The 24,539-nt window shown below is 37.3% G+C and carries 21 protein-coding genes, 2 tRNA genes and 1 pseudogene; 13 read left to right on the top strand and 11 right to left on the bottom strand.

All coding sequences use genetic code 11. From position 1 onward, the window contains the following. Nucleotides 1-30 precede the first annotated feature (30 nt). The 4 genes and pseudogenes from QZL88_RS00445 to QZL88_RS00430 all read right to left on the bottom strand — a co-directional run bounded on the left by QZL88_RS00445 (nt 31) and on the right by QZL88_RS00430 (nt 3,519). Entirely contained in the window at nt 31-1,116 is a 1,086-nt protein-coding gene (locus tag QZL88_RS00445; protein ID WP_296937796.1) for a FecR family protein, read from the bottom strand. Nucleotides 1,117-1,202: 86 nt separating this feature from the next. Next, complete coding sequence (locus tag QZL88_RS00440; protein ID WP_296937794.1) at nt 1,203-1,760, bottom strand: RNA polymerase sigma-70 factor; 558 nt, start codon at nt 1,758-1,760, stop codon at nt 1,203-1,205. Between the two features lie 315 nt (nt 1,761-2,075). Continuing rightward, nucleotides 2,076-2,264: pseudogene (locus tag QZL88_RS00435) on the bottom strand (tyrosine-type recombinase/integrase); the annotation flags it as partial. 259 nt (nt 2,265-2,523) lie between these two features. After that, nucleotides 2,524-3,519, bottom strand: coding sequence for an LLM class flavin-dependent oxidoreductase (locus tag QZL88_RS00430; protein ID WP_296937791.1), 996 nt, complete (start codon nt 3,517-3,519; stop codon nt 2,524-2,526). 221 nt (nt 3,520-3,740) lie between these two features. Here QZL88_RS00430 and QZL88_RS00425 point away from each other — a divergent pair, with 221 nt between their 5' ends. Beyond that, nucleotides 3,741-3,920 (top strand): hypothetical protein, encoded by a 180-nt coding sequence (locus tag QZL88_RS00425; RefSeq protein ID WP_296937790.1) that lies wholly within the window; start codon nt 3,741-3,743, stop codon nt 3,918-3,920. A 17-nt stretch (nt 3,921-3,937) separates the two neighbouring features. Here QZL88_RS00425 and QZL88_RS00420 read toward each other — a convergent pair whose 3' ends face one another. Together QZL88_RS00420 and QZL88_RS00415 are read right to left on the bottom strand one after the other, a co-directional pair. After that, nucleotides 3,938-4,267 (bottom strand): hypothetical protein, encoded by a 330-nt coding sequence (locus QZL88_RS00420; protein WP_296937788.1) that lies wholly within the window; start codon nt 4,265-4,267, stop codon nt 3,938-3,940. A gap of 6 nt (nt 4,268-4,273) precedes the next feature. Continuing rightward, nucleotides 4,274-4,519 (bottom strand): hypothetical protein, encoded by a 246-nt coding sequence (locus QZL88_RS00415; protein WP_296937785.1) that lies wholly within the window; start codon nt 4,517-4,519, stop codon nt 4,274-4,276. Between the two features lie 283 nt (nt 4,520-4,802). Between QZL88_RS00415 and QZL88_RS00410 the strand changes: the two genes are divergently transcribed. Continuing rightward, nucleotides 4,803-5,519, top strand: a complete 717-nt coding sequence (locus QZL88_RS00410) for a hypothetical protein (RefSeq protein WP_296937783.1) — start codon at nt 4,803-4,805, stop codon at nt 5,517-5,519. 117 nt (nt 5,520-5,636) lie between these two features. Here the strand turns inward: QZL88_RS00410 and QZL88_RS00405 are convergent. The 5 genes from QZL88_RS00405 to QZL88_RS00385 form a co-directional block, all read right to left on the bottom strand. Further along, a tRNA-Cys gene (locus tag QZL88_RS00405) sits at nt 5,637-5,707 on the bottom strand. Between the two features lie 243 nt (nt 5,708-5,950). Beyond that, nucleotides 5,951-6,352 carry a septal ring lytic transglycosylase RlpA family protein gene (locus QZL88_RS00400; RefSeq protein ID WP_296937781.1) on the bottom strand — a complete coding sequence of 134 codons (402 nt, stop codon included), beginning with the start codon at nt 6,350-6,352 and terminating at the stop codon, nt 5,951-5,953. Between the two features lie 18 nt (nt 6,353-6,370). Continuing rightward, the gene (locus QZL88_RS00395; protein ID WP_296937779.1) at nt 6,371-9,328 is read right to left on the bottom strand and encodes a PEP/pyruvate-binding domain-containing protein; all 2,958 of its coding nucleotides are present in this window, start codon (nt 9,326-9,328) and stop codon (nt 6,371-6,373) included. 243 nt (nt 9,329-9,571) lie between these two features. Next, a complete protein-coding gene (locus QZL88_RS00390; protein ID WP_296937777.1) occupies nt 9,572-11,098 on the bottom strand; it encodes a hypothetical protein in 1,527 nt (508 codons plus the stop codon). 41 nt (nt 11,099-11,139) lie between these two features. Further along, nucleotides 11,140-13,995 carry a TonB-dependent receptor gene (locus tag QZL88_RS00385; protein WP_296937776.1) on the bottom strand — a complete coding sequence of 952 codons (2,856 nt, stop codon included), beginning with the start codon at nt 13,993-13,995 and terminating at the stop codon, nt 11,140-11,142. A 246-nt stretch (nt 13,996-14,241) separates the two neighbouring features. On the opposite strand from QZL88_RS00385, the gene QZL88_RS00380 reads away from it, so the two are divergent. The 11 genes from QZL88_RS00380 to QZL88_RS00330 all read left to right on the top strand — a co-directional run bounded on the left by QZL88_RS00380 (nt 14,242) and on the right by QZL88_RS00330 (nt 24,374). Beyond that, nucleotides 14,242-14,769, top strand: coding sequence for a hypothetical protein (locus QZL88_RS00380; protein ID WP_296937775.1), 528 nt, complete (start codon nt 14,242-14,244; stop codon nt 14,767-14,769). Nucleotides 14,770-14,792: 23 nt separating this feature from the next. Next, nucleotides 14,793-16,121: a TolC family protein gene (locus QZL88_RS00375; protein WP_296937772.1), complete on the top strand. Its 1,329-nt coding sequence runs from the start codon at nt 14,793-14,795 to the stop codon at nt 16,119-16,121. A 67-nt stretch (nt 16,122-16,188) separates the two neighbouring features. Next, nucleotides 16,189-17,406, top strand: a complete 1,218-nt coding sequence (locus QZL88_RS00370) for an efflux RND transporter periplasmic adaptor subunit (RefSeq protein WP_296937770.1) — start codon at nt 16,189-16,191, stop codon at nt 17,404-17,406. A gap of 94 nt (nt 17,407-17,500) precedes the next feature. After that, nucleotides 17,501-18,253, top strand: coding sequence for an ABC transporter ATP-binding protein (locus QZL88_RS00365; protein ID WP_296937768.1), 753 nt, complete (start codon nt 17,501-17,503; stop codon nt 18,251-18,253). A gap of 110 nt (nt 18,254-18,363) precedes the next feature. Further along, the gene (locus QZL88_RS00360; protein WP_296937766.1) at nt 18,364-19,584 is read left to right on the top strand and encodes an ABC transporter permease; all 1,221 of its coding nucleotides are present in this window, start codon (nt 18,364-18,366) and stop codon (nt 19,582-19,584) included. A gap of 316 nt (nt 19,585-19,900) precedes the next feature. Further along, nucleotides 19,901-21,007, top strand: a complete 1,107-nt coding sequence (locus tag QZL88_RS00355) for a sensor histidine kinase (protein WP_296937764.1) — start codon at nt 19,901-19,903, stop codon at nt 21,005-21,007. Next, the gene (locus tag QZL88_RS00350) at nt 21,004-21,723 is read left to right on the top strand and encodes a LytTR family DNA-binding domain-containing protein (RefSeq protein ID WP_296937763.1); all 720 of its coding nucleotides are present in this window, start codon (nt 21,004-21,006) and stop codon (nt 21,721-21,723) included. The genes QZL88_RS00355 and QZL88_RS00350 overlap by 4 nt, the downstream gene beginning before the upstream one ends. 105 nt (nt 21,724-21,828) lie before the next feature. Further along, nucleotides 21,829-21,916, top strand: a tRNA-Ser gene (locus tag QZL88_RS00345). A 266-nt stretch (nt 21,917-22,182) separates the two neighbouring features. Then, nucleotides 22,183-23,415, top strand: coding sequence for a site-specific integrase (locus QZL88_RS00340; RefSeq protein ID WP_296937761.1), 1,233 nt, complete (start codon nt 22,183-22,185; stop codon nt 23,413-23,415). A gap of 10 nt (nt 23,416-23,425) precedes the next feature. Continuing rightward, nucleotides 23,426-23,845 carry a hypothetical protein gene (locus QZL88_RS00335; protein ID WP_296937759.1) on the top strand — a complete coding sequence of 140 codons (420 nt, stop codon included), beginning with the start codon at nt 23,426-23,428 and terminating at the stop codon, nt 23,843-23,845. 1 nt (nt 23,846) lies between these two features. After that, complete coding sequence (locus QZL88_RS00330) at nt 23,847-24,374, top strand: ORF6N domain-containing protein (protein WP_167755420.1); 528 nt, start codon at nt 23,847-23,849, stop codon at nt 24,372-24,374. Nucleotides 24,375-24,539 lie beyond the last annotated feature (165 nt).

Genomic DNA, 24,539 nt, shown 5'->3' with positions numbered 1-24,539 from the left:
ATAGGCTGTTCCGGTATTAAGTGTTAGACATTATTTTTCATTTTTGGTTATAGATTGTTCAAAGGCACTTCTTCTTTTTGAGTCTACAGAGATAAATACAGTCTTCTTATTCAATGTATATGTTATCGGCGCTATGGACTTCATTATGTCCAATGTTTGCTGAAGTGTTTCATCCACAAGCGTACCACTAAACTTATACTTTCTTAGTTCATCATCCACCTTGATGCTTACACTGTATCGGCGTTCGAGTTTCCGGGCAAGACTCTCCATCTGTTCCCCCTGTATGATCCATCTGGGATCTTTCCACGACGTATAAAGCAATGTATTTATATTCTGACGCAATGATATTTGCAATCCGTTATTTTTCAGGTCTATCAGTATAGCCTGATTGGGGCTTAGTACGATTTTTTTGCGTGATATATCGTTTATATCCGGTGTTACACTTACCGAACCTTCCACTAACGTAGTTTCCAGAAAATCTTCGTCCCCATAAGCCTTCACATTGAACGTGGTTCCCAATACTTCAATCGCCGATTTTTTGGCATATACGATAAATGGCTTTTCTTCATTTCTGAAAACTTCGAAAAAGGCTTCACCTTCAAGTTGCAACTCCCGGTCTTTCTTCCCGAACGAGTTCGAATATCTGATTGTACTTCCCGAATTGAGTGTTACTATAGATCCATCCGGCAGGCTGATAGTAGACTGGGAACCCAATGGTACTTGTATCGTATTAGCATTATTATCAGCCATGATCGTATCATTTATGTTCTTCTCACCTAAATAATACATGCCGATGCCAAATGCTATAATAAAGATGACAGAAGCGGCAATACTTCTCCATGTAAAATTGTGTTTTATTCTCCGTGTCTTCGGCTCAACATCCGTCTCACTATCTTCATTAATACGGGCTATTATTCCTTCAAAAACCGGGTCTAAATCACGATACCGTTTTGTATTCCGGGCTATCAGATCGATTGAATACAATTGTTGGAAATATTCTTTATTGGATGATTCCTGAAGCAATACTTTCAGTTCCGACTCTTCCTCCTTTGTCAACCCTTTTGTCAGAAAGGTTGATATTAAATAATATATTCTTGACTCTTCCAATTGCTTCATATTATATAAGACGATAATTAAAAGTAAAAAGGTGGGTGGCTTTTCAAGTTTATTTCAAGAAAAAAGATCATTTTCTCTTTTCTGAATTAAACTATTAAGAATAAAAGCATTAGTGTATCTCCTAATTCTTTTCTCAATTTCGAAATAGCCTCCCTTAAGTTAGATTTTACCGTATTGGTCGATATATCCATTATCCGGGCTATCTCTTCATAGCTATGCTTATCGAAGCGGCTAAGTTTAAGGGTTTGTCTGTATCTGTCGGGCAGGTTCTCTATAGCATTCAGTATTTTAGTTTCATTTTCTTTCGAAATAAGATAATTGAGCGGATCTTCTCCCAAATCGGCTAAAGTGGTACATACAACCGGATTGTCGTCAATATTCGTAGTATTATTGATTTGCTTATTCTCCTTTCTGTAATAATCGATGCATGCATTTCTTACGCTTTGGTAAAGATAGCCTTTCACAGAGTCCCGATTTTTCAGATTATCTCTGTTATTCCACAGCTTAACAAAGGATTCGCTTACTATCTCCTCAATTATATAATCATTGCTGACATAACCTTTTGCAAAATAGCACAGATATCTATAATTATCATTAAATATATTTCGAAATATATTTACATCAAAAACAGGTTCTTCCTTCATTTTATAAACATGTATGAGACTTAGCTTGGAAGTAATACCGGAGAGTTTAATTCCGATAGACAAAATAAAAATAAGAATAAAAATCGGAAATATATTAGAGCCTGTTCAAATTTATCCAATAATAATTTTATATTCAAAGCTATCATTCATGATATAATCTCTAGTGGCAATACCCAATTTCTCAATAATCCGAATGTGTTTCTTTACTCTTTTATAATAAATATCAAAGAGGTCCGCAATTTCAGTAATACTCATTCTTAAGTTGTTTGGAATAGTAATTGTTCCATTATCTGTGATTGTTATTAAATTCCGTTTTTAGTGTGTTATTCTTCTTCGCTCCATTAGTTGATCCATATCTTTTGCTATTTTCTGCTTAGTGACTTGTACATATCCTTGTATGGTGGAAATATTTGCATGTCCCATCATTTTGGTAATACTCTCGATAGAGATACCTGCCGAAAGCAATGGGATTCCGAAACTGTGCCGGCCTTGATGAAAAAAAACACAAGAAAAGGCATATATGCAAATCGGAACACTTCAATAGGTAACAGACTTGAAATTAGTAAATTTACTTAGATATAGAAAGTTTGTAAAATTTGAATATAAGCTAATCTTAGACTTAGACAGACTTCAGTTACTAAAGAATAGGATATAAACAAAGCAATCAAACATTTTGAAAAATAAAGGGGTATTATCTGTGTCCCGTAGTCAAAATCTACAACTTCATTAGGAGTGACCTATTTCATAGCCTGCTCTCCATATTTTACAGCGAATCTATTATTTCTTTAAGAATAGAAAACGATTTTTTCTTAGCCTGTTTATCATAAATAGCAGTGACTACGATAAGTTCATTAACCCCCAATTCCTCTATAAAATTGCTTAATTTAGGCTTTAAAGTTTCCTTTGTTCCTTTGAAAGTACAAGCCAACATATTTTCTACAACCCGATTTACATCCGGACGATAATAGGTTTCGGGAAGTTCGGTTGGTGGCTGTAATAATTTTTGTTGACCAGTAACTACATTAAAGAACATCATCTGTTGGCTCTTTGCCAATTCAGTTGCGTCATCTTGAGTATCAGCAGCTATCACATTTACAGCTACTATTACATAAGGTTTAGCCAATACATCGGAAGGCTTAAACTCTCTTTTATAAATTTCTGTGGCATTGTACAATTGTGCCGGTGCAAAGTGAGCGGCAAAGGCATAGGGAAGACCGAGTTCAGCCGCTAGATAGGCACTGTCAGTACTTGATCCCAATATCCAAATTGGCACATCTACTCCTTCCGCCGGAATAGCTCTTACTTTAGCCGAACTATTATCTCTGCTGAAATATCTTTGTAGCTCTTTAATTTCACTTTTGAAATTAAAATGTGCATTCATGTTCTGTCTGCGAAGAGCAAAAGCAGTCGCCTGGTCTGTACCGGGAGCTCGACCTAATCCCAGATCAATTCGATTCGGATATATTGTGCCCAGAGTACCAAATTGTTCAGCTACAACTAATGGTGAATGATTAGGTAACATAATACCACCTGCACCCACTCTTATCGAAGTGGTTTTGCCTGCTACATAACCAATAACTAACGCCGTAGCAGAACTGGCTATCGAAATTGAGTTATGATGTTCGGCAAACCAAATACGTTTATAATTTAATTGTTCTAAATACACAGCCAAATCTGCAGCAGACTCTAAAGCCTGCTGTGTAGTCTCCCCTTGGTTAATCAAGGCAAGATCAAGTACAGATAATATAGTATTACTCATTGTTATGTCACTTTTAGCGTTTGAATAACAAATTTAGCATCATTAGTTTAGTTATACAAGAGGTTTGATTTATATAAAAAATAGACATAAGAAAAGAGAGACTGTGACTTGAATATTTTGATTTTCATAAGTTACATCATCTGGATACACTTTTCAGATATTGGGATACTTTGGGGAAGCTTATCCTTATTATTTTTACAAAATAAAAAACAGATAATAAAATGATAAAAGCAAAAGGATATGCGGCACAACGTATCAATGACAGATTAGCTCTGTGGAGTTTTGAAAGAGGAGATGTTGGGTCACATGATGTACCGGTTGAGATAATGCATTCAGTAGTCTGCCACTCAGATTTACATACGATTAAAATTATTGGAGTGAAAGGGTATCTACTTTTATAATAAGATATCTATTGAAATTAATAAAATGTGAGGGAGAAGGTTTCTTCTCCCTTATTTTGTTTCATATCGAATTTCCCCTTATTAAGAAGGGTCATTCCATTAAGTTGTGCCGAAATCATTAACTTCTCGAGTATTATTAAACTGTTATCTATATCACAATCTACATTAAAGAAGCATTCTAAGAGGTTTTGATTATTGTCATAAACTTTGATTAGAAAAACACCGTGTTCTGCAAAGAACAAATCTTCATAGGCATACATAACGTCTAAGCCAGTTGCATCTTTTATTATAAAACGAATCTTTTCTATATTGGGAATGATAATGTTTTTGTTTTCTGTTGTATCCATAAGAAGTCATTTTTCGGAATATAAATTATATAGCCATTCTATTTGCTTAATTTCTAAGGCTTCATTCTCCGTTTGGCATTTAAATAATGATGCACTAATTGCTTCACGAAACTCTTCATCTGTAAATGCAATCTCATAACATGCTAGTATAGTTATCAAATCAGTCTTTGATTTGCAACTGTAACAAGATTTTCTAAAATCATTACTTGATTGAATATACTTTATAAAAGCAAAAGCATTACTAAGAGCCATTTGTTTTTTTATTTTAGTAATAACAAATATTGAGCCAATATTTATTTATATATATATGATAATGAGTACTGATGTTATTTATTGGATGATTTAGTATATTTCTAAGAGAGAATGAAATGAAACCTTAAATGGGTAATTAATACGAAGTATAGATTGAATTTTTTCGCTCGCGTTTTCAAGGCGAAATTTAAGCTATCTTTCCTTTGCGGTCGTTATCGTTTTCGATAGATAAATGCTGTAAATCGAAAGTAAAGATGTAAATTGGGGTAATATACAAGTTGATATGAATAAAGAAAATATTATAGAAAAAGGGCTGATTGCAGCCAAGGGTATTGTAACCATGATACCTGTATTAGGTGGGACTATTACTTCTGTTTGGTCTGATATAGAGGCTATACAAGCGAAAAGAAAACATGAACGCCTTGAGGAGTTTTATATCGCTCTTAAAGAAGAGGTGGAGAGAATAAAGGATCGGATTAATACATCATATATAAACCAACCTGATTTTCTTGATATTTTTGAATTAACGGCTAAATACATAGTCAATGAACGAAATGAAGAAAAGAGAATCTTGTTTAGAAATATTCTGGCTAATAGTATTACAATGAAAGATTGTAGTTACGATAAAACGGAAAAATATCTAAGAGTTTTAGAACAAATGAATAGTTTTGAACTTCTCCTCTTAAAGATTCTAAGAAATCCGAAGGTTTACAATGACCAGCAAGGAAATGTAATAAAAGATCCAAATGGGGGTCAGTCTAATGCAGTTCTTCGAATTCATTATACTTTGGTTAGTGAATTTAAGAAAATCATGAGTGATTTAACGAAGGCTTCTCAGGATGATATTTCTGAGGCAATATATTTTCTTGAATCAAATAGATTGGTAAGAGAAAATGCTAGCGAATCTAGGTTACAAACGAATGGTAATCCTATTCATGTTCTGGACGATAAACTAACATCTAAAGGGAAAGATTTTATGTCTTTTATTTTAGTGAAATAGACAAACGTCAGTATATATGCCACTTATAAAATAAGCACTTGCCGCCCCTATTTGCGCCCCCTAAAAATAAAGAAGCTCCGAAACCGTTTATTATCAGTCGTTTCGGAGCTTTTATTGAGGTTCCTGGCGGATTCGAACCGCCGTCAACGGTTTTGCAGACCGGTGCCTAACCACTCGGCCAAGGAACCATTTTTGGTTAGCGAATGCAAAGATATAACAATTTATTCAACAGACAAGTTTTTATATTTTTTTTCAGCCCGAAACTAAGGCTCTTTCGAATGATAGTATAGATTTTGAAAGATCCCTGATCATTATCAAATCCTGTATTTGCCTATTGTTTAGGATTATACGTAAATGCTGGTTTGATTCTTATATTCACAACAATTTATCTGTTAATTTCAATATTAAAATGAAAAATTCAGTTGCCCTTCTTATTTTGGAAGTTTTAGCGTATCAAACATATAAATTGTAAAGGGCACGGGCAAATTATATTTATGTTCTGATACTATGACATCGGCAACACCACGGCTTAGCATATCTATCTTTTTGGCGGCTGCATAAGACAAATCTATGATATATCTCTTTCTAAAGGGGCCTCTGTCTATTACCCGTACAACAACTTCCTTATCATTATGCAGGTTTTTCACTTTTAGTAGTGTCCCAAAAGGATATGTCTTATGGGCACATACCATACTGTCTTTTCTGTATATCTCTCCGCTGGCAGTTTTTCTGTTATTGAATTTCGTCCCATAGAATGTTGCCTTTCCGGTATGCTGAGCATTAACCATCACGGCTAAGATGCACAATAGGAATATAAATACCGCTTTTTTCATAAGATAATAATTACTTTATTATTCAGGTTTCAACACAACTCCAATCTTTTTCTTTCCATTTATTTTTATTATAACCGGATTCGGGAAACGGACATGACGCAGATATTCTGTTTCATAAATAGCCGGCTGACTGTCCAGGTATTCTTCATCGAATAATCCGTCGTTTTGTAAAAACGGATTGATAGAGAAATAGCCGACTCCAAAGGAAGTCAGGTTTTGAAAGAAGTGCGTGCCCTGACTTGGCTCTATCTTATAGTTATCCAACGCAATTTCTACCAGTACCCGCGCATTACTTATCTGTGGCCAGCGTACCGGTATTCCCAACCAGGGATCGCTACTCCCCCATCTTCCCGGACCTACAAGTATATAATTCTTATCGTTATCCAGAAATTCTCTATTTACGCCATCTATCTCTGCAACAATCGATTGATTATTTGCTGCACTGAAACTCTTGGTCTTCACATAGACTATATCATACACATCACTGGTTACCCCATGTCCGAGTGCACTTGTAGAATGCAATATTTCTTGTTCCGATTTTATCTGCGACAGGTCTTCACTTTGCAATTCTCGGTTTTGTACAATAGGGCGTATCTGCAAAAGATAGAAAGTACCTTCTCCTTTGTCTTTCAGGTCGGCTGCAAACTCTATTTCCACTGCCCGTCCCATTTCTTCCTGCCCTATCCTGAGTGTTTGTTTCAATATTTCGGCCAAAGGGAAAACATTGTGTTGCAATATATTTACAAACGATAAGATTTTTCGCCCTCCTTCATAGTAACCGTCATAAATCACCTGGTCCACCGGATCGTAGGTAGATGATATATATTTTATAGAGCCGTCTTTTTCTGCATCTTTCAGATTCAGTTTCAATAGGTTAAATCCGTCATTTGTAGAAAATTCCTTATCTGTGTCTTTCATATCCAGCGCATAGAAGAAGCGTTGTGTATCCCTTAATGCAAAATCAACAGAACTTAATTGTACTATATTATGCGGATGAGCAGGCGAAAAGCGCAGGCTGGCTCCGCCTTCGACAATATATTTCCCCAGTCCCAGTACAATATTTGCAATACCTTCTTCCGGTTTCTCATTGCCTACAGGATAGAAATTGAGAGAACGCGCAACTCCCGATAATGTAGGGTAGAAATGATCTCCATAACGGCTTCCTACAGCTTCCTGTAATACAATAGCCATTTTTTCCTGATCAATCAGGTTTTGTGTTGCCACCATATATGTCTTGCTATCTCTATAAAATACAGATGCGTAAACGGCTTTGATCGCTTTTCCTAAAAGCCCCAACATTTCATATTTGTCGGGTAGCAATGGTATCATATAGGTGGAATACACACCGGCAAACGGTTGGTAATGTGAATCTTCCAATAAGCTTGATGAACGTACGGCTACGGGTGCTTTTACTACATCCAGAAAAGCCATAAAGTCTTCAATCAGGCGGTCGGGTAATCCGGCTTTGAGAAAATAGCGGAGGATTTCCTCATCGGGCCTGTCGGATAAAGCGATGGGGTACAGGTCGTTTATTTCCATGAACTCATCAAAGAGATCGGTGGACATAACTACTGTACGTGGGATCCTTACTACAATATTTTCATCATTGTTTAGTTCGGCATGTTCTTTAACAATATTGTCCATAAAAGCGATGCTACGTCCCTTTCCGCCTATGGATCCATCTCCCATTCGCACAAAATTAGAGAATTCGTCGAACCTGTCTTTATCGAAAACGGCTACAATTCCCGAATTCTTGATACGCCGGTATTTTATTATCATATCATAAATGATCTGACGGGCGTCTTCCACATTGTCGAAGTCCGAAATGTCTATTTTTTTCAACCCTTCTGCCAGCGGGAACAGCGCACGGGAATAGAAAAAACGGGAGAAATGGTTGTGAGACATATGATATACCAGCGAGTCGGTTGGTATATTAAATATATTTTTCTGTAAATCTTTTAAGTTGCGAATACGGAATATCTCTTCCTGAGTATCGGGATTGATAATAACAAAGTCGCCGAAACCGAAATTATTTACAACCTGTTTTCTTAAATCGCGAGGAAAACTCTTCGAATTTTTATCGATAAAACTGCACTCCAATTCGTCTGCATATACTTTGTTCGTTATTTCGGAAGAAGTGAATACAATCGGCTTGAAACGATCCTTTTCCTTTACCCATTTGGCAAAATTATAGCCAGCCAGTTTGTCTTTCGTTCCTCCATGCATATAACTCATATCGGTTACTATACCCAGTATATTATCTTTATATTCGGTATATATCCCGACAGCTTCTTCGTAGGTACGGGCAAGCATGATTTTGGGGCGGCCGCGCATACGCAACATCTGCTGGTGTTCGTTCAGGGCTTCTTTCGAAAACTCTTTCGACTCTTCCATAACTATCTTGAACAAGGTTGGCAGGGCCGATGAGTAAAACCGCACCGAGTCTTCGATAAGAAGAATGATCTGTACACCTACGCTCTCGGTGTCATGTTCGGCATTCATAGCATCTTCTATCAGCTTTATGATTGCTAATAGTAAATCGGGATTGCCAAGCCAGCTAAAAACATAATCTACACCCGACAGGTCTTCCTGTGATAATCTTTTCGTTACTTCTCTCGAAAACGGAGTAAGGACGACGAATGGAATATCATTGAAATGTTCCTTTATATGTTTTGCCGTGGAAAACATATCCGTTTCATCCATATTCGGCATCTGTATTATGAGTTCGTAATGATTCTCACTAAGTTCGGTCAGAGCTTCTTCTTCAGTAACTACCTGTGTAAAACGGGGCGGATAGTTCAGGTTAAGGGATGTATATTCATTGAAAATCTGTTCATCGATACGTCCGTCGTCTTCGAGGATAAATGAATCATATTTGGTTGCTATCAGCAAAACATTATAGATTCGCTTATTCATCAGGTTAGCGAACGAAGTGTCTTTGATACGGAAATCTTTGATATCTGGTATTCGTTTCATAGAAAGCAATTACAGTTATTGGTTACGAGTTGCAAGTCTATTTTTAGTAATGAATTTTCTGTAGACTTTTGTTTGTTATAGTAAATATATAAGTCACAAATATAATGCAAAAAAAGAAGCGGATATAAAATATACTCAGCTTCTCTCTTTCTTTTATTAGGAATGGAGTCTGTCCCATTCAATATTTTAGACAAAAAGGACGATTTGAATAAACCGTCCCTTTTATGAAAAATTGAAATAATATTAATAAGTAGTGTTCTGAGGATCAAAATTTGTCCATCCTTTCATCCAGTTGTCACTATCAGAGTCACTGGCAAAGGCTCCCGAATAATTTACTTTGGTGAAGAACGAATCGTTTAGCAAAGCATCGGTAAATGCACCTAAGCCGAGAACAGGACTTCCTGAAACAGGTCCATAATTAGGATTAGCTTCTTTGCTGTTAGGCTGTTTCAATTTGAGATCTGATATACTTGTCAGAGCTGTATTGTTATTAGCTGTCAGGTTAAAGAAAGTGCTGGAGAATGAAGCTTTCGTAGGATCAGTTACAGCTGTTCCGTTTGTGGATAGCTGGTCTGTCCATGCAGGAGACTGTTTGTTGATATCAGAACCTAGAACACCCATACCCGCAAACACATTATTTTGTATCTTGATAATGCCATCAGTAGCCCATTTCTGTGTAGTACCTTTCTGATTGTCAAGCAATAGACCTACAGGATATCCTGTGGCTATCGAGTTGAATAGATTCAGACGTGAATTGCGGCGAATCTGTATAGCAGCCTGAAACACGCCTAATCGTCCTCCATCAGGTGAAGTCAAACCTTCTCCTGTTATATACTGAGTTGTATTAGCGAAGTCTGTAGCTTGTCCCATTGGGCCTATCAATGTAACATTGCTGAATACTGCTTTAGTATAAGGTTCGTCAGTTGTACCATTTGCATTATTATCCGATTCGAAACCATTAGATAATGATTGGTCTGCTATGTATGGGCTTCTTATACCCAAGAGGAATTGTAGTTTACCTGAATAACCATAATCTGTATCAAAATCATCGTCCCATCCGTGATATGCTACTAGATATTTTGCATTTACAGTACCACCAAACCACTCGAAAGAGTCGTCGCCACTGTATGAAACCTGCACGTGGTCTACTTGTGTTCCTCTACCTACTGAACCAAAAGTCACACCATTGATTTCCTGATCGGTTTCAAACGGAATTCCGGCAAATTCAACTCTTACATAACTTAATACCCCGGAGTTATCATCATCATTGGTACCACCATGAGGTGCAATAGGACCTCCTTCTATTGGCATACCAACTACAATGTCATTGTTGTTGTGTGCCCGTCCGGAAAGAATTATACCACCCCAGTCACCCGGTTTACGGCTTCCTTTTGCCTGATTTGATGTAAATATAATAGGCTCGGAAGCAGTTCCTTTAGCTATCAGTTTACCTCCTCTTCTTGCTATCAAGGTAGCCTTGGTAGTTTTATCTCCTTTTATGATTGTTCCCGGTTCTATTGTCAGAGTAGCACCATCTTCGATATATACCCAACCTTTGAGTACATAAGTTCCTTTTTTGATTGTATGGCTTTCTTTCACATAAAACTCCCGTTCCCCATTACCAATTTCAGTTCCATTATTGAATAGAATTTGTTCTGTTTCGCCACCATCGTTACCTCCGCCTGTATCATCGTTACTATCGGAGCACGCTGAAAATACAGCGATACATGCAATAAAAAATGCGCTTTTAAATAAACTTAAAGTTTTCATAATCAGTATTATTAAAAAATGTTTTACAATTTTATACTCTTTTAGAATGTATATCTTGCTGTTAATGAAATATTCTGTCCTGTTTTATATTCCTTTGTTATCTGTTCCCTTTCATGTGTATTGCCGTCGCTGTCAGTAAATTTCGGGAATTGGGCATATTTTGCTTTTGTTGCCAGTATATCTTTTATTCCCGCGTTTAGTTCAATATGTTTCCCCAACTTTTTGGTTATTGTCAGATCAAGTACATTGCGCGGCATTTCGTACATATCGGGTATATCATTATTGATAGTGGAGCCCGAAGAAGTGGACACTCGTCCTATACCTACAATGCGCTTCCCTATGATATTATAAAGTAATGTTGCATTTAAGCCAAGGGGTTCATTCTGATAAAATATACCTGCATTTATCAGATATGGAGACTGTCCCTGCATCGGACGGTCATAATTGGCTCCTGAATTTTCGTTAAACTTCACTTTACTTTTGATCAAAGATCCATTGAATGTCAGGGAGAAGTCTTTCAATCCCATAAAGTCCAAATTCTTTTTAATATCTACTTCCAATCCGTAATTATCGGCTTTATCAGCATTCTTGAAAGTATAGATATAGGTTCCTCCTCCGTCAAGGTAAGTCCATTCGATAGGGTCTTTGAAACGTTTGTAGAATAGGGCTACGGAGAATATCTCGGAATTGGAAGGGTAGAATTCATATCTGAGATCAAAGTTGTCGATATAAGCTGGTTTCAGGTCGGGATTACCCGATACGAAGCTGAATAAGTCGAAGTCGTAGTACGAAGAAGAAGATATCTCTCTGAATTCCTGTCTATTGGTAGATCGTCCGTAAGCTACCCTGACCAGATTTTTCTCTGTGAGATTATACGTGGCATTCAACGAAGGAAATATATCTGTATATGAATAATCTGTTGTCTTCGATTTGTCACCTGATATAGTTGTATAACTTTTCAGAGACATCTTGTTATGTTCCAGACGTGCTCCTGTATAAATATTAAACTTACTTAATGGTATGTTGAATCCTATATATCCGGCAGCCTGTGTATTTGTACCCGAATAATCATTGTATCTCTCAGTATCGTCGTATGCAAATAGCTTATCGGCACCATAATTTTCCGGAATTAATATTTCAGAAATAACATCTCTGTAACCAAAATCATTCGGCAGATTTTCAGATATCCAGCGATATTTAAAAAATCGTGTATTGTAATTCCTGTCTCTGTATTCCCCGTACAATCCTGCTTTTATTGACGGTTTGAAGCCATTATCGAATGAAAAATCATGTGTATAATTTGTCGATAAAGTATAACTATACTCATTCAGTTTATTATAATCCCGTGTAATATCGTTCAGGTCTACCTGATACTCTTTGTAATGGGCATCTCCCGGATATCCGTTTTCTTCCCAATTGATAATACGTCTGTCCGGCTGATTCTTGTTACTATAGGAAAAGCCCGTCACCCAATCCAGATTATCTTTATCGGTCAGGGTATGTTTCCCTGCAAGTTGTCCTGAATAAGCCAAGCGGCTACTATATATATATTCGGCTTTACGCTGTCCGTAAAATCCACTTGTATTCTGATAGCCTTCACGGTCAGTATATCTGTTTTTTCCTACCTGATTCACAATGTTTCTGAACTCGAAACGATGCTTGTCATTCGGCATATATATCAGATTGGCCAAAGCTCCTACCCTAGCATCGCTGTTGTATTGATTATCAGTGTATTTAAATGTAAAATACGGTTTGTCATTGTCAGAATCATATACGCCATATCTGGAATTTTCCATATCGGTATATGTTTTACTGGTATTACTGTAGTTCAAGGCAGCTATAAGTCCCCACATACTGTTATCTTCTCCTGTATATTTACGGTTGATAACGAAGCCTAAACGTTGATCCGGCAACGGATTCTTAGTCTTTACAGACCAATCGTTGTTAAAGCCGTTTCTTGTCAGGTTATCCACCTGTTCTGCATTATCATTGTCTATTCGGCCCGAAGTAAAGGCACTTGACAGGCTTCTCATTCCATTGTCGAACCCAAGAAAATCGGTCCCGCTACCCTTGCTATATTTGAAATCCTTAAACTGAGTCTGGGTATTGATACCGACACCATAATTTATTTGGATTGAATTTTCGTTGGGAATACCTTTTGTCTCCACTTTGATAAAACCTCCGGAGAAATCCGCGGGCAGTTCCGGTTGTGGTGATTTTACAATCATTATATTTTCTATTTGTGAACTGGGAATGATATCGAATGAAAAAGCACGGGTATCCGCTTCCGAACTGGGTATTGTACTGTTGTTTACCCATACATTATTATACCTTTGCGATAATCCTCTGGCTACTACAAATTTATCATCCACGATGGAGATTCCCGGTACTCGTTTTATTACTTCCGATGCATCCCTATCCTGACTTTTCGATATTTGTTGAGCAGAAACCCCACTCACAACCGCATTGGATTTCTTTATCGAATTCAGGAGAGATACTTCCGAGTTTATGCGGCCTATCGCAACCACATATACTTCACCTAAGGCATGTTCCGATTCTTTCATAGGGATATCTACTATGGTAGGCTCACCTTTCTTAACTTCTACATCTGTAATCTCCATCGGCTGATAGGACAAATAAGATGTAACGATGGTATATTTTCCGGGGGCAACATTGAGTTCGTAGTCACCGTTTTCATTTGTTATGACCCCTATAGTGGTGTTTTTTACCGATATGGCAACACCGGGAAGTGTTTCCTGTGTTTTTACATCTTTTACAGATCCCTTTATTATTGTCTGCGCCGACAGGGTATTTGCTGATAGTAATATAAATACCGCAAAAAAAGCTTTTAATAAGTAGTTACGTTTCTTAAACATATTCCTAATTTCCTTGTACATATTTTCTTTGAATTTTACGATACAAAGCACTTGTATTTTTGTTACAGAAACGCTACATAAAAAATAAGGTTGAACAAAGAAATTATCTCTTTCCTGTTAAGCGTTTTGTAACAGCATTAACAGTGATAACGTTCTTTTTGTCATGTCAAAATACCTATACTTCGATAAAAAAAGCCTGTCTGTCGATTAGTGTTGTTTTCCATCCTTCCTCCTCATAATTTTGAGATAGAAATAAAAATATGAAATATGAAAAAGTCAATTTTGGCAGTAACATTTATCCTTATATGCTCCGGTCTGGCAGCCCAGCCACCAATGGGTGGAGGCCGTCCGCCTATGATGAACAAGCAGGGACAAAACCAGGATAGTTTTATGATAATGGGTATGCCCGAAATACCTGATTTAACGCTGGAGCAGCGCGAAAAACTGGGAAAAGAAATAACCAGTGAACGTAAGGATATTTCGAAGTTGATGCAGGAAAAGCAGGAATTGAAAATAGATTCCGAAAATCCGGGAATGGCAGAAAAAGATAGGCAGAAACTTTTCGGAAAGATGACCAAAATAGATGAAAAAATAAAAAAGAAAGAAGAAAAATATGACAAGAAGTATCGCTCTATCCTATCCGAAGAACAATATAATATATTCTCGGCAAATAAGAAGAATATAGAGTTCAGAGGTCAAGGCATGCCCAATAGGGGCAACAGGCAACAACCACCTGTGCAAAGACCCGATGATGGCGGAGGCCGTCCGGATATGCCGGATGACGATATGTTTTGATAATTTCAAGAATTAAAATTTATATGAACACTTATAATATAAATAGATTGTTTAGATTGGTAATGGTTGGTGTTCTGATACCAACCATTGCTTTTTCACAAAAGAAATGGACCTTGCGAGATTGCATAGATTATGCACGTCAGGAAAACATTCAGGTGAAAAAATCGGATATTACAACAGAAACTTACGATGTGGATATTTCTCAATCCAAGGCCGCATTGTTCCCTTCTCTCAGCGGAAGTGTCTCTCAGCGATATACCAATTCCCAGTCGCCGGACGGAAACGGGGATTACCGGTACGAAGGTTTATTCAACGGGCAATATACCCTGAATGCGAACTGGACTGTGTACAACGGAGGGAAAAACAGGAATGATATAAAGCAGGCCCAATTGCAGAAAGAAATGCAGAACCTGAATACCAAGAATACCCAGAACAATATTGAAATAGCTATAACTCAGGCCTACCTGCAAATACTATACAGCAGGGAATCGATAAAAAATAATGAAAATATAGTGGCCTCCGATTCAGCCCAACTTGCACAAACTCAGATTTTTCTCGATGCAGGAAGTATTACACGCAGCGAGTATGCTCAGGTGGAAGCGCAATACAGTGCCGATAAATATAATCTGGTGCAGGCTCAGAATTCATTTGAGATTTATAAGCTACAACTAAAACAGTTGCTGGAGCTTGATTATGACGAAGAAATGAATATTGATTTTCCACGGATTGACGATCAGGATATATTATCTTTTATCCCTTCGAAGTATGAAGTATATCAGAGAGCGTTGAGTATTATGCCGGAAATTGCCAGCAGTAAGACGAATATTAAACTGGCAGAGCTTAATAAATCCTCGGCAAAGGCAGGTTATTTACCAACTGTATCCGTATCGGGAAGTATCGGTACAGGAAATATATTTAACAGCAGCCCGTCATTTGCAACACAGATAGGACGTAATTTCAATCAGAGTGTGGGACTGACAGTCAGTATACCCATATTTGATAATAAACAGAACCGGTCGAATGTAAAAAAAGCCGATTTGAATATTCAATTGGCAGAACTAGATCTTGTAGATACACAGAAGACATTGCTCTCGACAATAGAAAACCTGTATCAGGATGCTGTATCGGGGCAAAGTAAATATAATGCGGCAAAAGACAAACTTAATTCGGCCCAATTGAGCTATGAACTGGTGCAGGAACAATATGCACTAGGCATGCGCAATACAGTTGAACTAACAACCGAAAAAAATAATTATGCCAATGCTTTGCAGGATTTGCTGCAAGCCAAATATACAGCGTTGGTTAGCCTCAAATTACTTAATTTTTATCAGGGGCAGGAAATTGCATTATAATTAATAATTAACTCTTTACAGATTATAAACAACTTGTAACTCGTTTACTCGTAACTCGAAACTAATTATGAATAAGAAACTAAAAAAATACCTGATTATTGCAGCCGTAGTCGCAATTGTAGTTGCAGGGATATTCTTCCTACTTCCGTCAGCAAAAGGTTCTGCCATTATGCTGGATACAGCGAAGGCAGAAAAAGGAAATATCTCTATTGCTGTTACAGCAACAGGTACTATAGAGCCAATAACACTAGTAGAGGTAGGTACACAGGTATCGGGTGTTATATCCAAAATATATGTGGACTTTAATTCGGAAGTGAAAGCCGGTCAAGTATTGGCCGAACTGGATAAAAGGCTGCTTGTATCGGAACTGGAAAATGCGAACGCCAATCTACAGACAAGGCAGGTTGAGCTTACATTACAAAAGCAAAATTACGACCGTCAGAAAGGCCTGTGGGAAAAGCAGGCGATCAGTAAAGTAGACTGGGAAAACGCTGAATCTACCTACCAGACGGCACAGTTGGCTGTAACTTCGTCGAAAGCTGCTGTACTGAAAGCTCAGACCAACCTGGGATATGCAACCATCACATCTACTATCGACGGCGTGGTTATATCACGTGCAGTGGAAGAAGGGCAAACGGTGGCAGCATCGTTCAGCACCCCTACCCTGTTTACTATAGCTAACGACCTGACCAAGATGCGTGTGATCGCCAATGTAGACGAGGCGGATATAGGTGGAGTGAAAGAAGGACAGCGTGTAACATTTACAGTGGATGCCTTTCCTGAGGATGAATTTGAAGGGAAAGTAGTACAGGTAAGGCTCGAAGCAACCACAACATCTAATGTTGTTACATACGAAGTTGTTATAGATGCTCCGAATCCCGAATTGAAACTGAAACCGGGACTTACAGCCAGTGTCAATATCTATACACAGGAAGAACAAGATGTGCTGGTAGTACCATCCAAGGCATTGCGTTTCAATCCTGATCCCGATATAATGAAAAATTTTAAAGACCTGACATTAGGACAGCCCCTACAGTTTGATCCGAAAGATAAAACCAAGAAAGTAGTTTGGGTAAAATCAGGAAATACACTTTCGCCTAAACAGATTACTGTAGGAACCACTGATGGCGTACATGTGTCTGTAAAGGAGGGTCTTAATCTGGGGGAAGAAGTTGCTACAGGTATTTCGCAGAAGACAAACGGCAATATGCCTGAGCCTGAAAAAGCAAACGGCGAATCGAGTCCGTTTATGCCTCAGCGTCCCGGTGGTAATAAGAAGAAATAATACGAGCACTGTGTTTATGCGGGGAATGCCGGATGTCTCCTATGTGATTGTAATACCAGTCCGGCATTTCCTTCATATAAAATAGCATAATGTAATGAATCAGAATAAAGAAATTATAAGAGTAGAAAACCTGAAACGCGACTATATCGTAGGTGATGAAACGGTTCATGCCTTGCGTGGAGTCAATTTCAGTATACAGGAGGGCGAGTTTGTGACCATTATGGGTACGAGCGGTTCCGGGAAGTCTACTTTACTGAATATACTGGGGTGCCTGGATACTCCTACAGAAGGAGAATATTATCTGGACGGTATTTCTGTCCGCAAAATGGGTAAGAATGACAGGGCTACACTACGCAACCGTAAGATCGGATTTATATTCCAGTCTTATAATCTGCTGGCGAAGACTACAGCTGTGGAAAATGTAGAATTACCCCTTATGTATAACCCTGATGTTTCGGCAAAGGAACGCCATCAACGCGCGATTAAGGCCCTGGAAGAAGTAGGATTGGGCGATCGGCTGAACCATAAGTCCAATCAGATGTCGGGAGGTCAGATGCAACGTGTGGCTATTGCCCGTGCACTGGTAAATGAACCTGTGATAATACTGGCTGACGAAGCTACCGGAAACCTAGATACCCGTACTTCTTTCGAAATTCTTTCCGTACTGCAACGCATGCATGATGAAGAAGGGCGTACAATTATTTTTGTTACGCATAACCCGGAAATAGCAGCATTCAGCAGCCGTAATATTGTTATTCGCGACGGTAGTATCAAGGAAGATAAATATAATGATAGTATCCAGTCGGCAAAAGAATTTATAGCGAAACTGCCGAAAGAGGATAATTAATGTGCCAATAACGTAATTGAAAGTTATTTAATTTACAAATAAGATATATCATATTAAAAAAATTGGCATATCGGCACATTATTTCATTGGCACATCAAAAAATTAGAATTATGAATCTAGTAAATCTATTCAAAATAGCTCTTCGGGCATTGAGCGGTAATAAGTTCAGGGGATTTCTTACCATGCTAGGTATTATAATCGGTGTAGCGGCCGTTATTACCATGCTTGCAATAGGACAAGGCTCGAAGAAGAGTATACAGGACCAGATATCCACAATGGGGTCGAATATGATAAATATTCGACCCGGGACAGGCCAGTTTGGCGGAGTACGTCAGAGTGCATCGAGTATGCAGACGCTCAAACTCGAAGATTATGAGGCTATTGCAGAACAGGCCGAATATATCTCGGCAACATCACCCGAAGTGCAGTCATCGGGACAAGTGATTTTTGGAGCGAACAACTCTCCTACTTCCATATATGGTGTGAATCCCTCCTATCTTGATATTCGCAAATATACTATTGCTCAGGGCGAAATGTTTAGTGAAGGAGATGTTAAGACTTCTGCAAAAGTTTGTGTAATAGGACAGACTGTTGTAGATAATTTGTTTACAAATGGTGAAGACCCTGTTGGACAGACAATTCGTTTTAACAAAATACCTTTCAAAGTAATAGGTGTACTTACCTCGAAAGGTGACAATACAATGGGAATGGATCAGGACGACCTGATTATCGCTCCTTATACGACAGTTCAGAAGCGCATTTTGGCCATTACTTACATTCAGTCCATATCGGCCTCTGCCGTAACAGAGGACGCTACAGAGGATGCTATAACAAGTATAGAAAACATCTTGAGACAGCGTCATAAAATAGGTGCGAATGATGAAGATGATTTTAATGTACGTTCACAGAAAGAGCTGATCTCCATGATGAGTTCCACTACCGATATGATGACTGTCCTACTGGCTTGTATAGCCGGAATATCTTTGTTGGTAGGTGGTATAGGCATTATGAATATCATGTATGTATCAGTAACAGAGCGTACCCGCGAAATCGGGCTGCGTATGTCTATCGGTGCCAAAGGTGTGGATATATTAATGCAGTTCCTAATCGAAGCCATTCTTCTGAGCGTAACAGGTGGGATTATCGGCGTGATACTTGGTGTCAGCAGTGCTTTTATGGTAAATTATCTGCTGGCATGGCCTATCAGCATCCAGGTATATACTATTGTATTGTCTTTCATTGTGTGTACTGCAACGGGAATTTTCTTCGGCTGGTATCCTGCAAAAAAAGCATCATACCTTGATCCGATCGAAGCTCTGAGATATGAATAAGGTTGAATTATCCCTAGATTTGTTTATCTATAGGGTTGTGCTATAGATACAGAGATATTTGATTTCATTATTGGTTTTCGGAAAAAGTAACAGTAATAAAATATGAATAATGTGTTACCTTTGTTACTTTTTAACAAACAATGAATTTTGAGACATAAGTCATAATGATAAGAACTAATTATTAATTTTTCATTCTTAATTATTTAATTACTTTTTGTGTTACGTTTGTTACTTTTTAACGAAATGTAGTTAATGAATGTAAATTATTACTTGAAGTATCTAATGTTAACTTTCTGTATTTTAAAATGATATAAGCATGAAGAACTTTATAAAAATATTTCCACACATCATTATATGGACGATTGCATTGGTGGTTCCGATATATTTGATCTCGCGTGAAGGAACATTCGATTATAAACCTTATTATAATTATGTTATCCGCATGGGGATATTTGCCATATTGTTTTATGCAAACTATTCTTATTTGATAGAGAAATATTTGTTCAATAGGAAGTTTGCTCTTTATGTTATTACAAATATAGCGCTTATAGTTGTTCTGGTAATCCTTCAGACTTTTGTATCAGAATCTATGCGCCCTGATCCACAGGTGATACAGACTATAGAGGAAGGTATACAGAAGAAGCCTCCACATATGGGTCGATTCCCGGAAGGCAAGCATGGCGGGCCTCCTCTTCTGATGCGTTTCGTATTCGATTATGTATCGATTATTTTTGTGATAGGGCTCGCTGTGGCAATAAAAACAACAATTCGCTGGTATCGTGATTCTATTAATTTTGAAAAGGCGAAAAGCGTTCAATTAGAGGCCGATTTGCGTAATTTGAGAAGCCAGCTTAATCCTCACTTTCTCTTTAATACGCTGAATAATATATATTCACTGATTGCTATCGATCAGAACAGGGCACAGGATGCGGTACACAGGCTCAGTAATCTTTTACGCTATGTAATGTACGATAATGATGAGAAATTTGTTCCTTTGGATAAGGAATTAACGTTTACTCAAAACTATATTGATTTAATGAAACTCCGTCTAAGCGCTAACGTGAAACTAAATGTGCTGATAGACGGCAAAAGTAGCCATGATATGATCGCATCATTAATGTTTATAACCCTGATAGAGAATGCTTTTAAACATGGAATAAATAATGGTGAAGAAAGTTTTATTGATGTTAGTATTTTGGTAGATCCGGGAAAAGGGGTACTTTGCACTGTGGAGAACAGCCTTGTGAAAAGAGAAGAAAATATGAATATGGAAGAGCATAATTCCGGCATTGGTTTAACCAACCTCTCTAAAAGGCTTGATCTCCTATATCCTAACAGGCATGAATTTATCGCAGAGAAACGGACAAACAGTTTCTTTACATTATTAAGAATCGATTTTGGGAAAGAAAAAAATATATTATGAAACTGAAATGTGTAATAATAGATGATGAACCTCTAGCAATAGATTTGTTGAAGACATATGTTGCAAAAACTCCTTTTTTAGAATTGATAGGGACTTTCAATAATGCTTTGTCTGCTATGGATACGATAAGCAACGATAAAATAGATGTATTGTTTCTGGATATAAATATGCCTCAGATAACAGGCCTGGAATTTTCCAAGACCCTCCCTCCTACTACAAAGATTATATTTACGACGGCTTATGATCAGTATGCCGTAGATGGTTTCCGGTTAAATGCCCTGGACTATCTGCTAAAGCCAATTAATTATACCGAGTTTTTGCAGGCTGCAAATAAAGCATTGGAATGGTTTAAGTTGACAGCCGCTTCATCAAATGATAATGCAGCATCCTCCGCTTCGAGTATATTCGTGAAATCGGGTTATAGAATGGAAAAAATAGAGTTTGACGATATTCTTTATATAGAGAACCAAAAGGATTATGTAAAATTCCATCTGGAAACACAAAAGGAGCCGGTAAGTTCGCTGATGAGTATGCAATCGTTGGAGGAGAAACTTCCCGAAAAGCAGTTTATGCGTGTACATCGTTCTTTTATCGTTAATCTGGATAAGATAAAAACAATAGAAAGAAACTGTATCGTATTCGGAAAGGAATATATTCCTGTGTCAGAATCATATAAGGTGAGATTTATGGACTTCCTCAACAAGCATTTCTTCTGATGATGCAGATTTATCTCAAAAAAGGCTGATATTTATTTTGGAATTAGAAAAAAGTACATATCTTTGCATCGCTTTTGAAGGAAAGCACAATGCTGAACAAGCATTGGAGAGATGGCAGAGTGGTCGATTGCGGCGGTCTTGAAAACCGTTGAACTGCGAGGTTCCGGGGGTTCGAATCCCTCTCTCTCCGCCAAAAGGCTAAGACAAAATAAGCCAAAAACAAGAAAAGTCCTACAAATCAGTGATTTGTGGGACTTTTTCGTTTATCCCCATTTCATATAGAAGCCATAAAAAAGCCATTTTTTGACATAGCTGCGTAACCTATTCGTAACCTATTGTCAGAAAATCAAAATAGGTTACGATTTGTCTGATTTAGGCAGTTTATAGTCCATTTTTGGAAGTCTGTATTTATCTCATTATTTGATTGTTGAATGTATTTTTGAAATTAAATTTTGAGTTATGAAAAAGACGACATTCAGTATCCTTTTTTATGGAAAAAAGAATGGATTAAAAGCAAACGGCAAGATGCCGGTTATGGGACGAATTACCATTAATGGAAAATCGATCCAGTTTGGAACAAAGGTTGATGTTGATCCTAAATTATGGAATGTAACGGCAGGTAAGCTTGTTGGAAAAACACAGGAAGTCATTAACACGAACTCAGTGCTTGATGGTATCAAAGCAACGATGACTAAGATTTACAGAGAACTACTGGAAAGAGAAGTTTCTGTTACCCCTGAACGTATTAAGAATATCTTCTTTGGTGTTGAGATCCAACAGCAGATGCTGCTTGATCTTTTCAGAAAGCATAATGAAGATGTTGAGAAACTGATCGGCATAAATAAAAGTAAGGCTACTTACCAAAAGTACGAAGTAACCAGAAAGCATCTGACTTCTTTCATCAAAGAAAAATACAATCGTTCAGATGTTGCCTTAAAAGAAATCGACTTTATTTTTATAACTGATTTTGAGGTTTATCTCTTGACCAAAGCAGGTTGTAATCTGAATACAACAGCCAAATTTATGCAGTTTTTTAAGCGAATTGTTCTTATAGCCAAGAATAATGGCTGGTTAAAGAGTGATCCATTTATAAATTATAAGATCCGGATTAAGAAAGTCGATCGAGGTTATTTAACACAGAACGAAATAGAATCTATCATTAACAAGAAGATAACGATAAAGCGCCTGGATCAGATTCGGGACATTTTTATTTTCTCCTGTTTTTGCGGATTGGCTTACATCGATGTGAAAAATCTGCGAAAAGAAAATATTCGTATATCATTTGATAACAAACTCTGGTTAATAGGTAAAAGAGAGAAAACAGGAGTGTCTTTTACCATTCCTTTGCTTGATATTCCTCAAAAGATATTGGATAAATATGAAGGAGCATTATCAGATGATCGTGTACTTCCGGTTCCAAGCAACCAAAAGGTAAATGCATATTTGAAAGAAATCGGTTCTTTATGTGGAATTGATAAGGAATTGAGCTTCCACCTAGCCCGGCACACATTTGCGACTCTGACTCTTTCTAAGGGAGTATCGATTGAGAGTGTAAGTAAGATGCTGGGGCATACTAATATTCGAACAACTCAAATATATGCCCGTATCACTGATTCTAAGATAAGTAACGACATGGATGATTTTGCTTCAAAAGTAAAAGGTCTGAGTGATAAATTTGCAGTAAATCAATAAAATCTAAATTATGGAAACAGGATATATAAAGTTTATAGATGTAGAGACTGATAGTCCCATTATTGAAGTAAAAATAGTAAATAGTACGATTTGGATGACAGTAAATGAAATTGCTGATTTGTTTGGTACATATATTCCTACAATCAATAAACACCTCAAAGCTATGTTTAAAGAAGGTTTATTGAAAGAACCGGATGTGACAGAAGAATACAGATATACTCGGAATGAGACAGAAGAATATATTCGTACTTATTATAATTTAGAGGTTGTTATCTTCTTGAGTTTTCGTATTCAATCCTTATATACCAAAGCTTTTCGGGAATGGGTATTGAATGCTTTCTGTGAATACGGAAAAGTAGAAGCTAAATCAGAAATGATTATACTATTTAATTCTAATATGAAAAAATATTCACTTAATACTTCGAATTAATATGGAATTACAGATAATACAAAATAAGATTTTTGAAGTTCGTGGATTACGGGTGATGATTGATTTTCATTTAGCAGAGTTGTATCAGGTAGAAACCAGAGCATTAAAACAAGCTGTAAGAAGAAATATCGAGCGTTTCCCAAACGACTTTATGTTTGAATTGACAAACGAAGAAGCTTTAGAATTGATAAATATAGGGGTATCACAATCTGTGATACCCTCAGGCTATAATGTGGGTATATCTAAAATATTTGCATTCACAGAACAGGGAGTGTCTATGCTTTCATCCGTTCTCCGAAGTAAGATAGCCATTGAAATCAATATCTCAATCATGAGAGCTTTTGTCGCTTTACGACAGTATACTTTAGACTATGCAGAACTAAATCAAAAGCTAGAAACATTTATGATCGAAACTAATATACAGTTTAATCAGATATATCAGGCTTTGACTGAATTAGCCAGTACAAGAGAGCAGAACAGTAAATCTCGAAAGCGTGTAGGATATATACAAAATGAAGAAGAGGGGTGATAGCTCCTCTTCTTTGTTTCTAAGACACTTTTCTAGCTCCTCATCCTGCAGTCTTCCGCAGTAAATAACAATAATATGTAGGAAAGGTATCCCAATATTAATCAAAACATCTCTATCTATTGAAAATATTTACATGAAAATGTTAAAATAAAAATGATAAATGCT

Origin of the sequence: uncultured Dysgonomonas sp., from assembly GCF_900079725.1 — a bacterium.
GTDB lineage: Bacteria > Bacteroidota > Bacteroidia > Bacteroidales > Dysgonomonadaceae > Dysgonomonas.
Note: the sequence above shows the minus strand (reverse complement) of the source record. Positions and strands in the feature narration are given on the sequence as shown.

Excerpts from the sequence above, each read along its gene's own strand:
- QZL88_RS00395 (WP_296937779.1), bottom strand. The coding sequence starts at position 9,328 with ATGAAACGAATACCAGATATCAAAGATTTCCGTATCAAAGACACTTCG.
- QZL88_RS00375 (WP_296937772.1), top strand. The coding sequence starts at position 14,793 with ATGAACACTTATAATATAAATAGATTGTTTAGATTGGTAATGGTTGGT.
- QZL88_RS00350 (WP_296937763.1), top strand. The coding sequence starts at position 21,004 with ATGAAACTGAAATGTGTAATAATAGATGATGAACCTCTAGCAATAGAT.
- QZL88_RS00340 (WP_296937761.1), top strand. The coding sequence starts at position 22,183 with ATGAAAAAGACGACATTCAGTATCCTTTTTTATGGAAAAAAGAATGGA.
- QZL88_RS00400 (WP_296937781.1), bottom strand. The coding sequence starts at position 6,352 with ATGAAAAAAGCGGTATTTATATTCCTATTGTGCATCTTAGCCGTGATG.
- QZL88_RS00360 (WP_296937766.1), top strand. The coding sequence starts at position 18,364 with ATGAATCTAGTAAATCTATTCAAAATAGCTCTTCGGGCATTGAGCGGT.
- QZL88_RS00370 (WP_296937770.1), top strand. The coding sequence starts at position 16,189 with ATGAATAAGAAACTAAAAAAATACCTGATTATTGCAGCCGTAGTCGCA.
- QZL88_RS00430 (WP_296937791.1), bottom strand. The coding sequence starts at position 3,519 with ATGAGTAATACTATATTATCTGTACTTGATCTTGCCTTGATTAACCAA.
- QZL88_RS00380 (WP_296937775.1), top strand. The coding sequence starts at position 14,242 with ATGAAAAAGTCAATTTTGGCAGTAACATTTATCCTTATATGCTCCGGT.
- QZL88_RS00355 (WP_296937764.1), top strand. The coding sequence starts at position 19,901 with ATGAAGAACTTTATAAAAATATTTCCACACATCATTATATGGACGATT.
- QZL88_RS00425 (WP_296937790.1), top strand. The coding sequence starts at position 3,741 with ATGATAAAAGCAAAAGGATATGCGGCACAACGTATCAATGACAGATTA.
- QZL88_RS00420 (WP_296937788.1), bottom strand. The coding sequence starts at position 4,267 with ATGGATACAACAGAAAACAAAAACATTATCATTCCCAATATAGAAAAG.
- QZL88_RS00410 (WP_296937783.1), top strand. The coding sequence starts at position 4,803 with ATGAATAAAGAAAATATTATAGAAAAAGGGCTGATTGCAGCCAAGGGT.
- QZL88_RS00330 (WP_167755420.1), top strand. The coding sequence starts at position 23,847 with ATGGAATTACAGATAATACAAAATAAGATTTTTGAAGTTCGTGGATTA.
- QZL88_RS00335 (WP_296937759.1), top strand. The coding sequence starts at position 23,426 with ATGGAAACAGGATATATAAAGTTTATAGATGTAGAGACTGATAGTCCC.
- QZL88_RS00365 (WP_296937768.1), top strand. The coding sequence starts at position 17,501 with ATGAATCAGAATAAAGAAATTATAAGAGTAGAAAACCTGAAACGCGAC.
- QZL88_RS00390 (WP_296937777.1), bottom strand. The coding sequence starts at position 11,098 with ATGAAAACTTTAAGTTTATTTAAAAGCGCATTTTTTATTGCATGTATC.
- QZL88_RS00385 (WP_296937776.1), bottom strand. The coding sequence starts at position 13,995 with ATGTACAAGGAAATTAGGAATATGTTTAAGAAACGTAACTACTTATTA.
- QZL88_RS00445 (WP_296937796.1), bottom strand. The coding sequence starts at position 1,116 with ATGAAGCAATTGGAAGAGTCAAGAATATATTATTTAATATCAACCTTT.
- QZL88_RS00440 (WP_296937794.1), bottom strand. The coding sequence starts at position 1,760 with ATGAAGGAAGAACCTGTTTTTGATGTAAATATATTTCGAAATATATTT.
- QZL88_RS00415 (WP_296937785.1), bottom strand. The coding sequence starts at position 4,519 with ATGGCTCTTAGTAATGCTTTTGCTTTTATAAAGTATATTCAATCAAGT.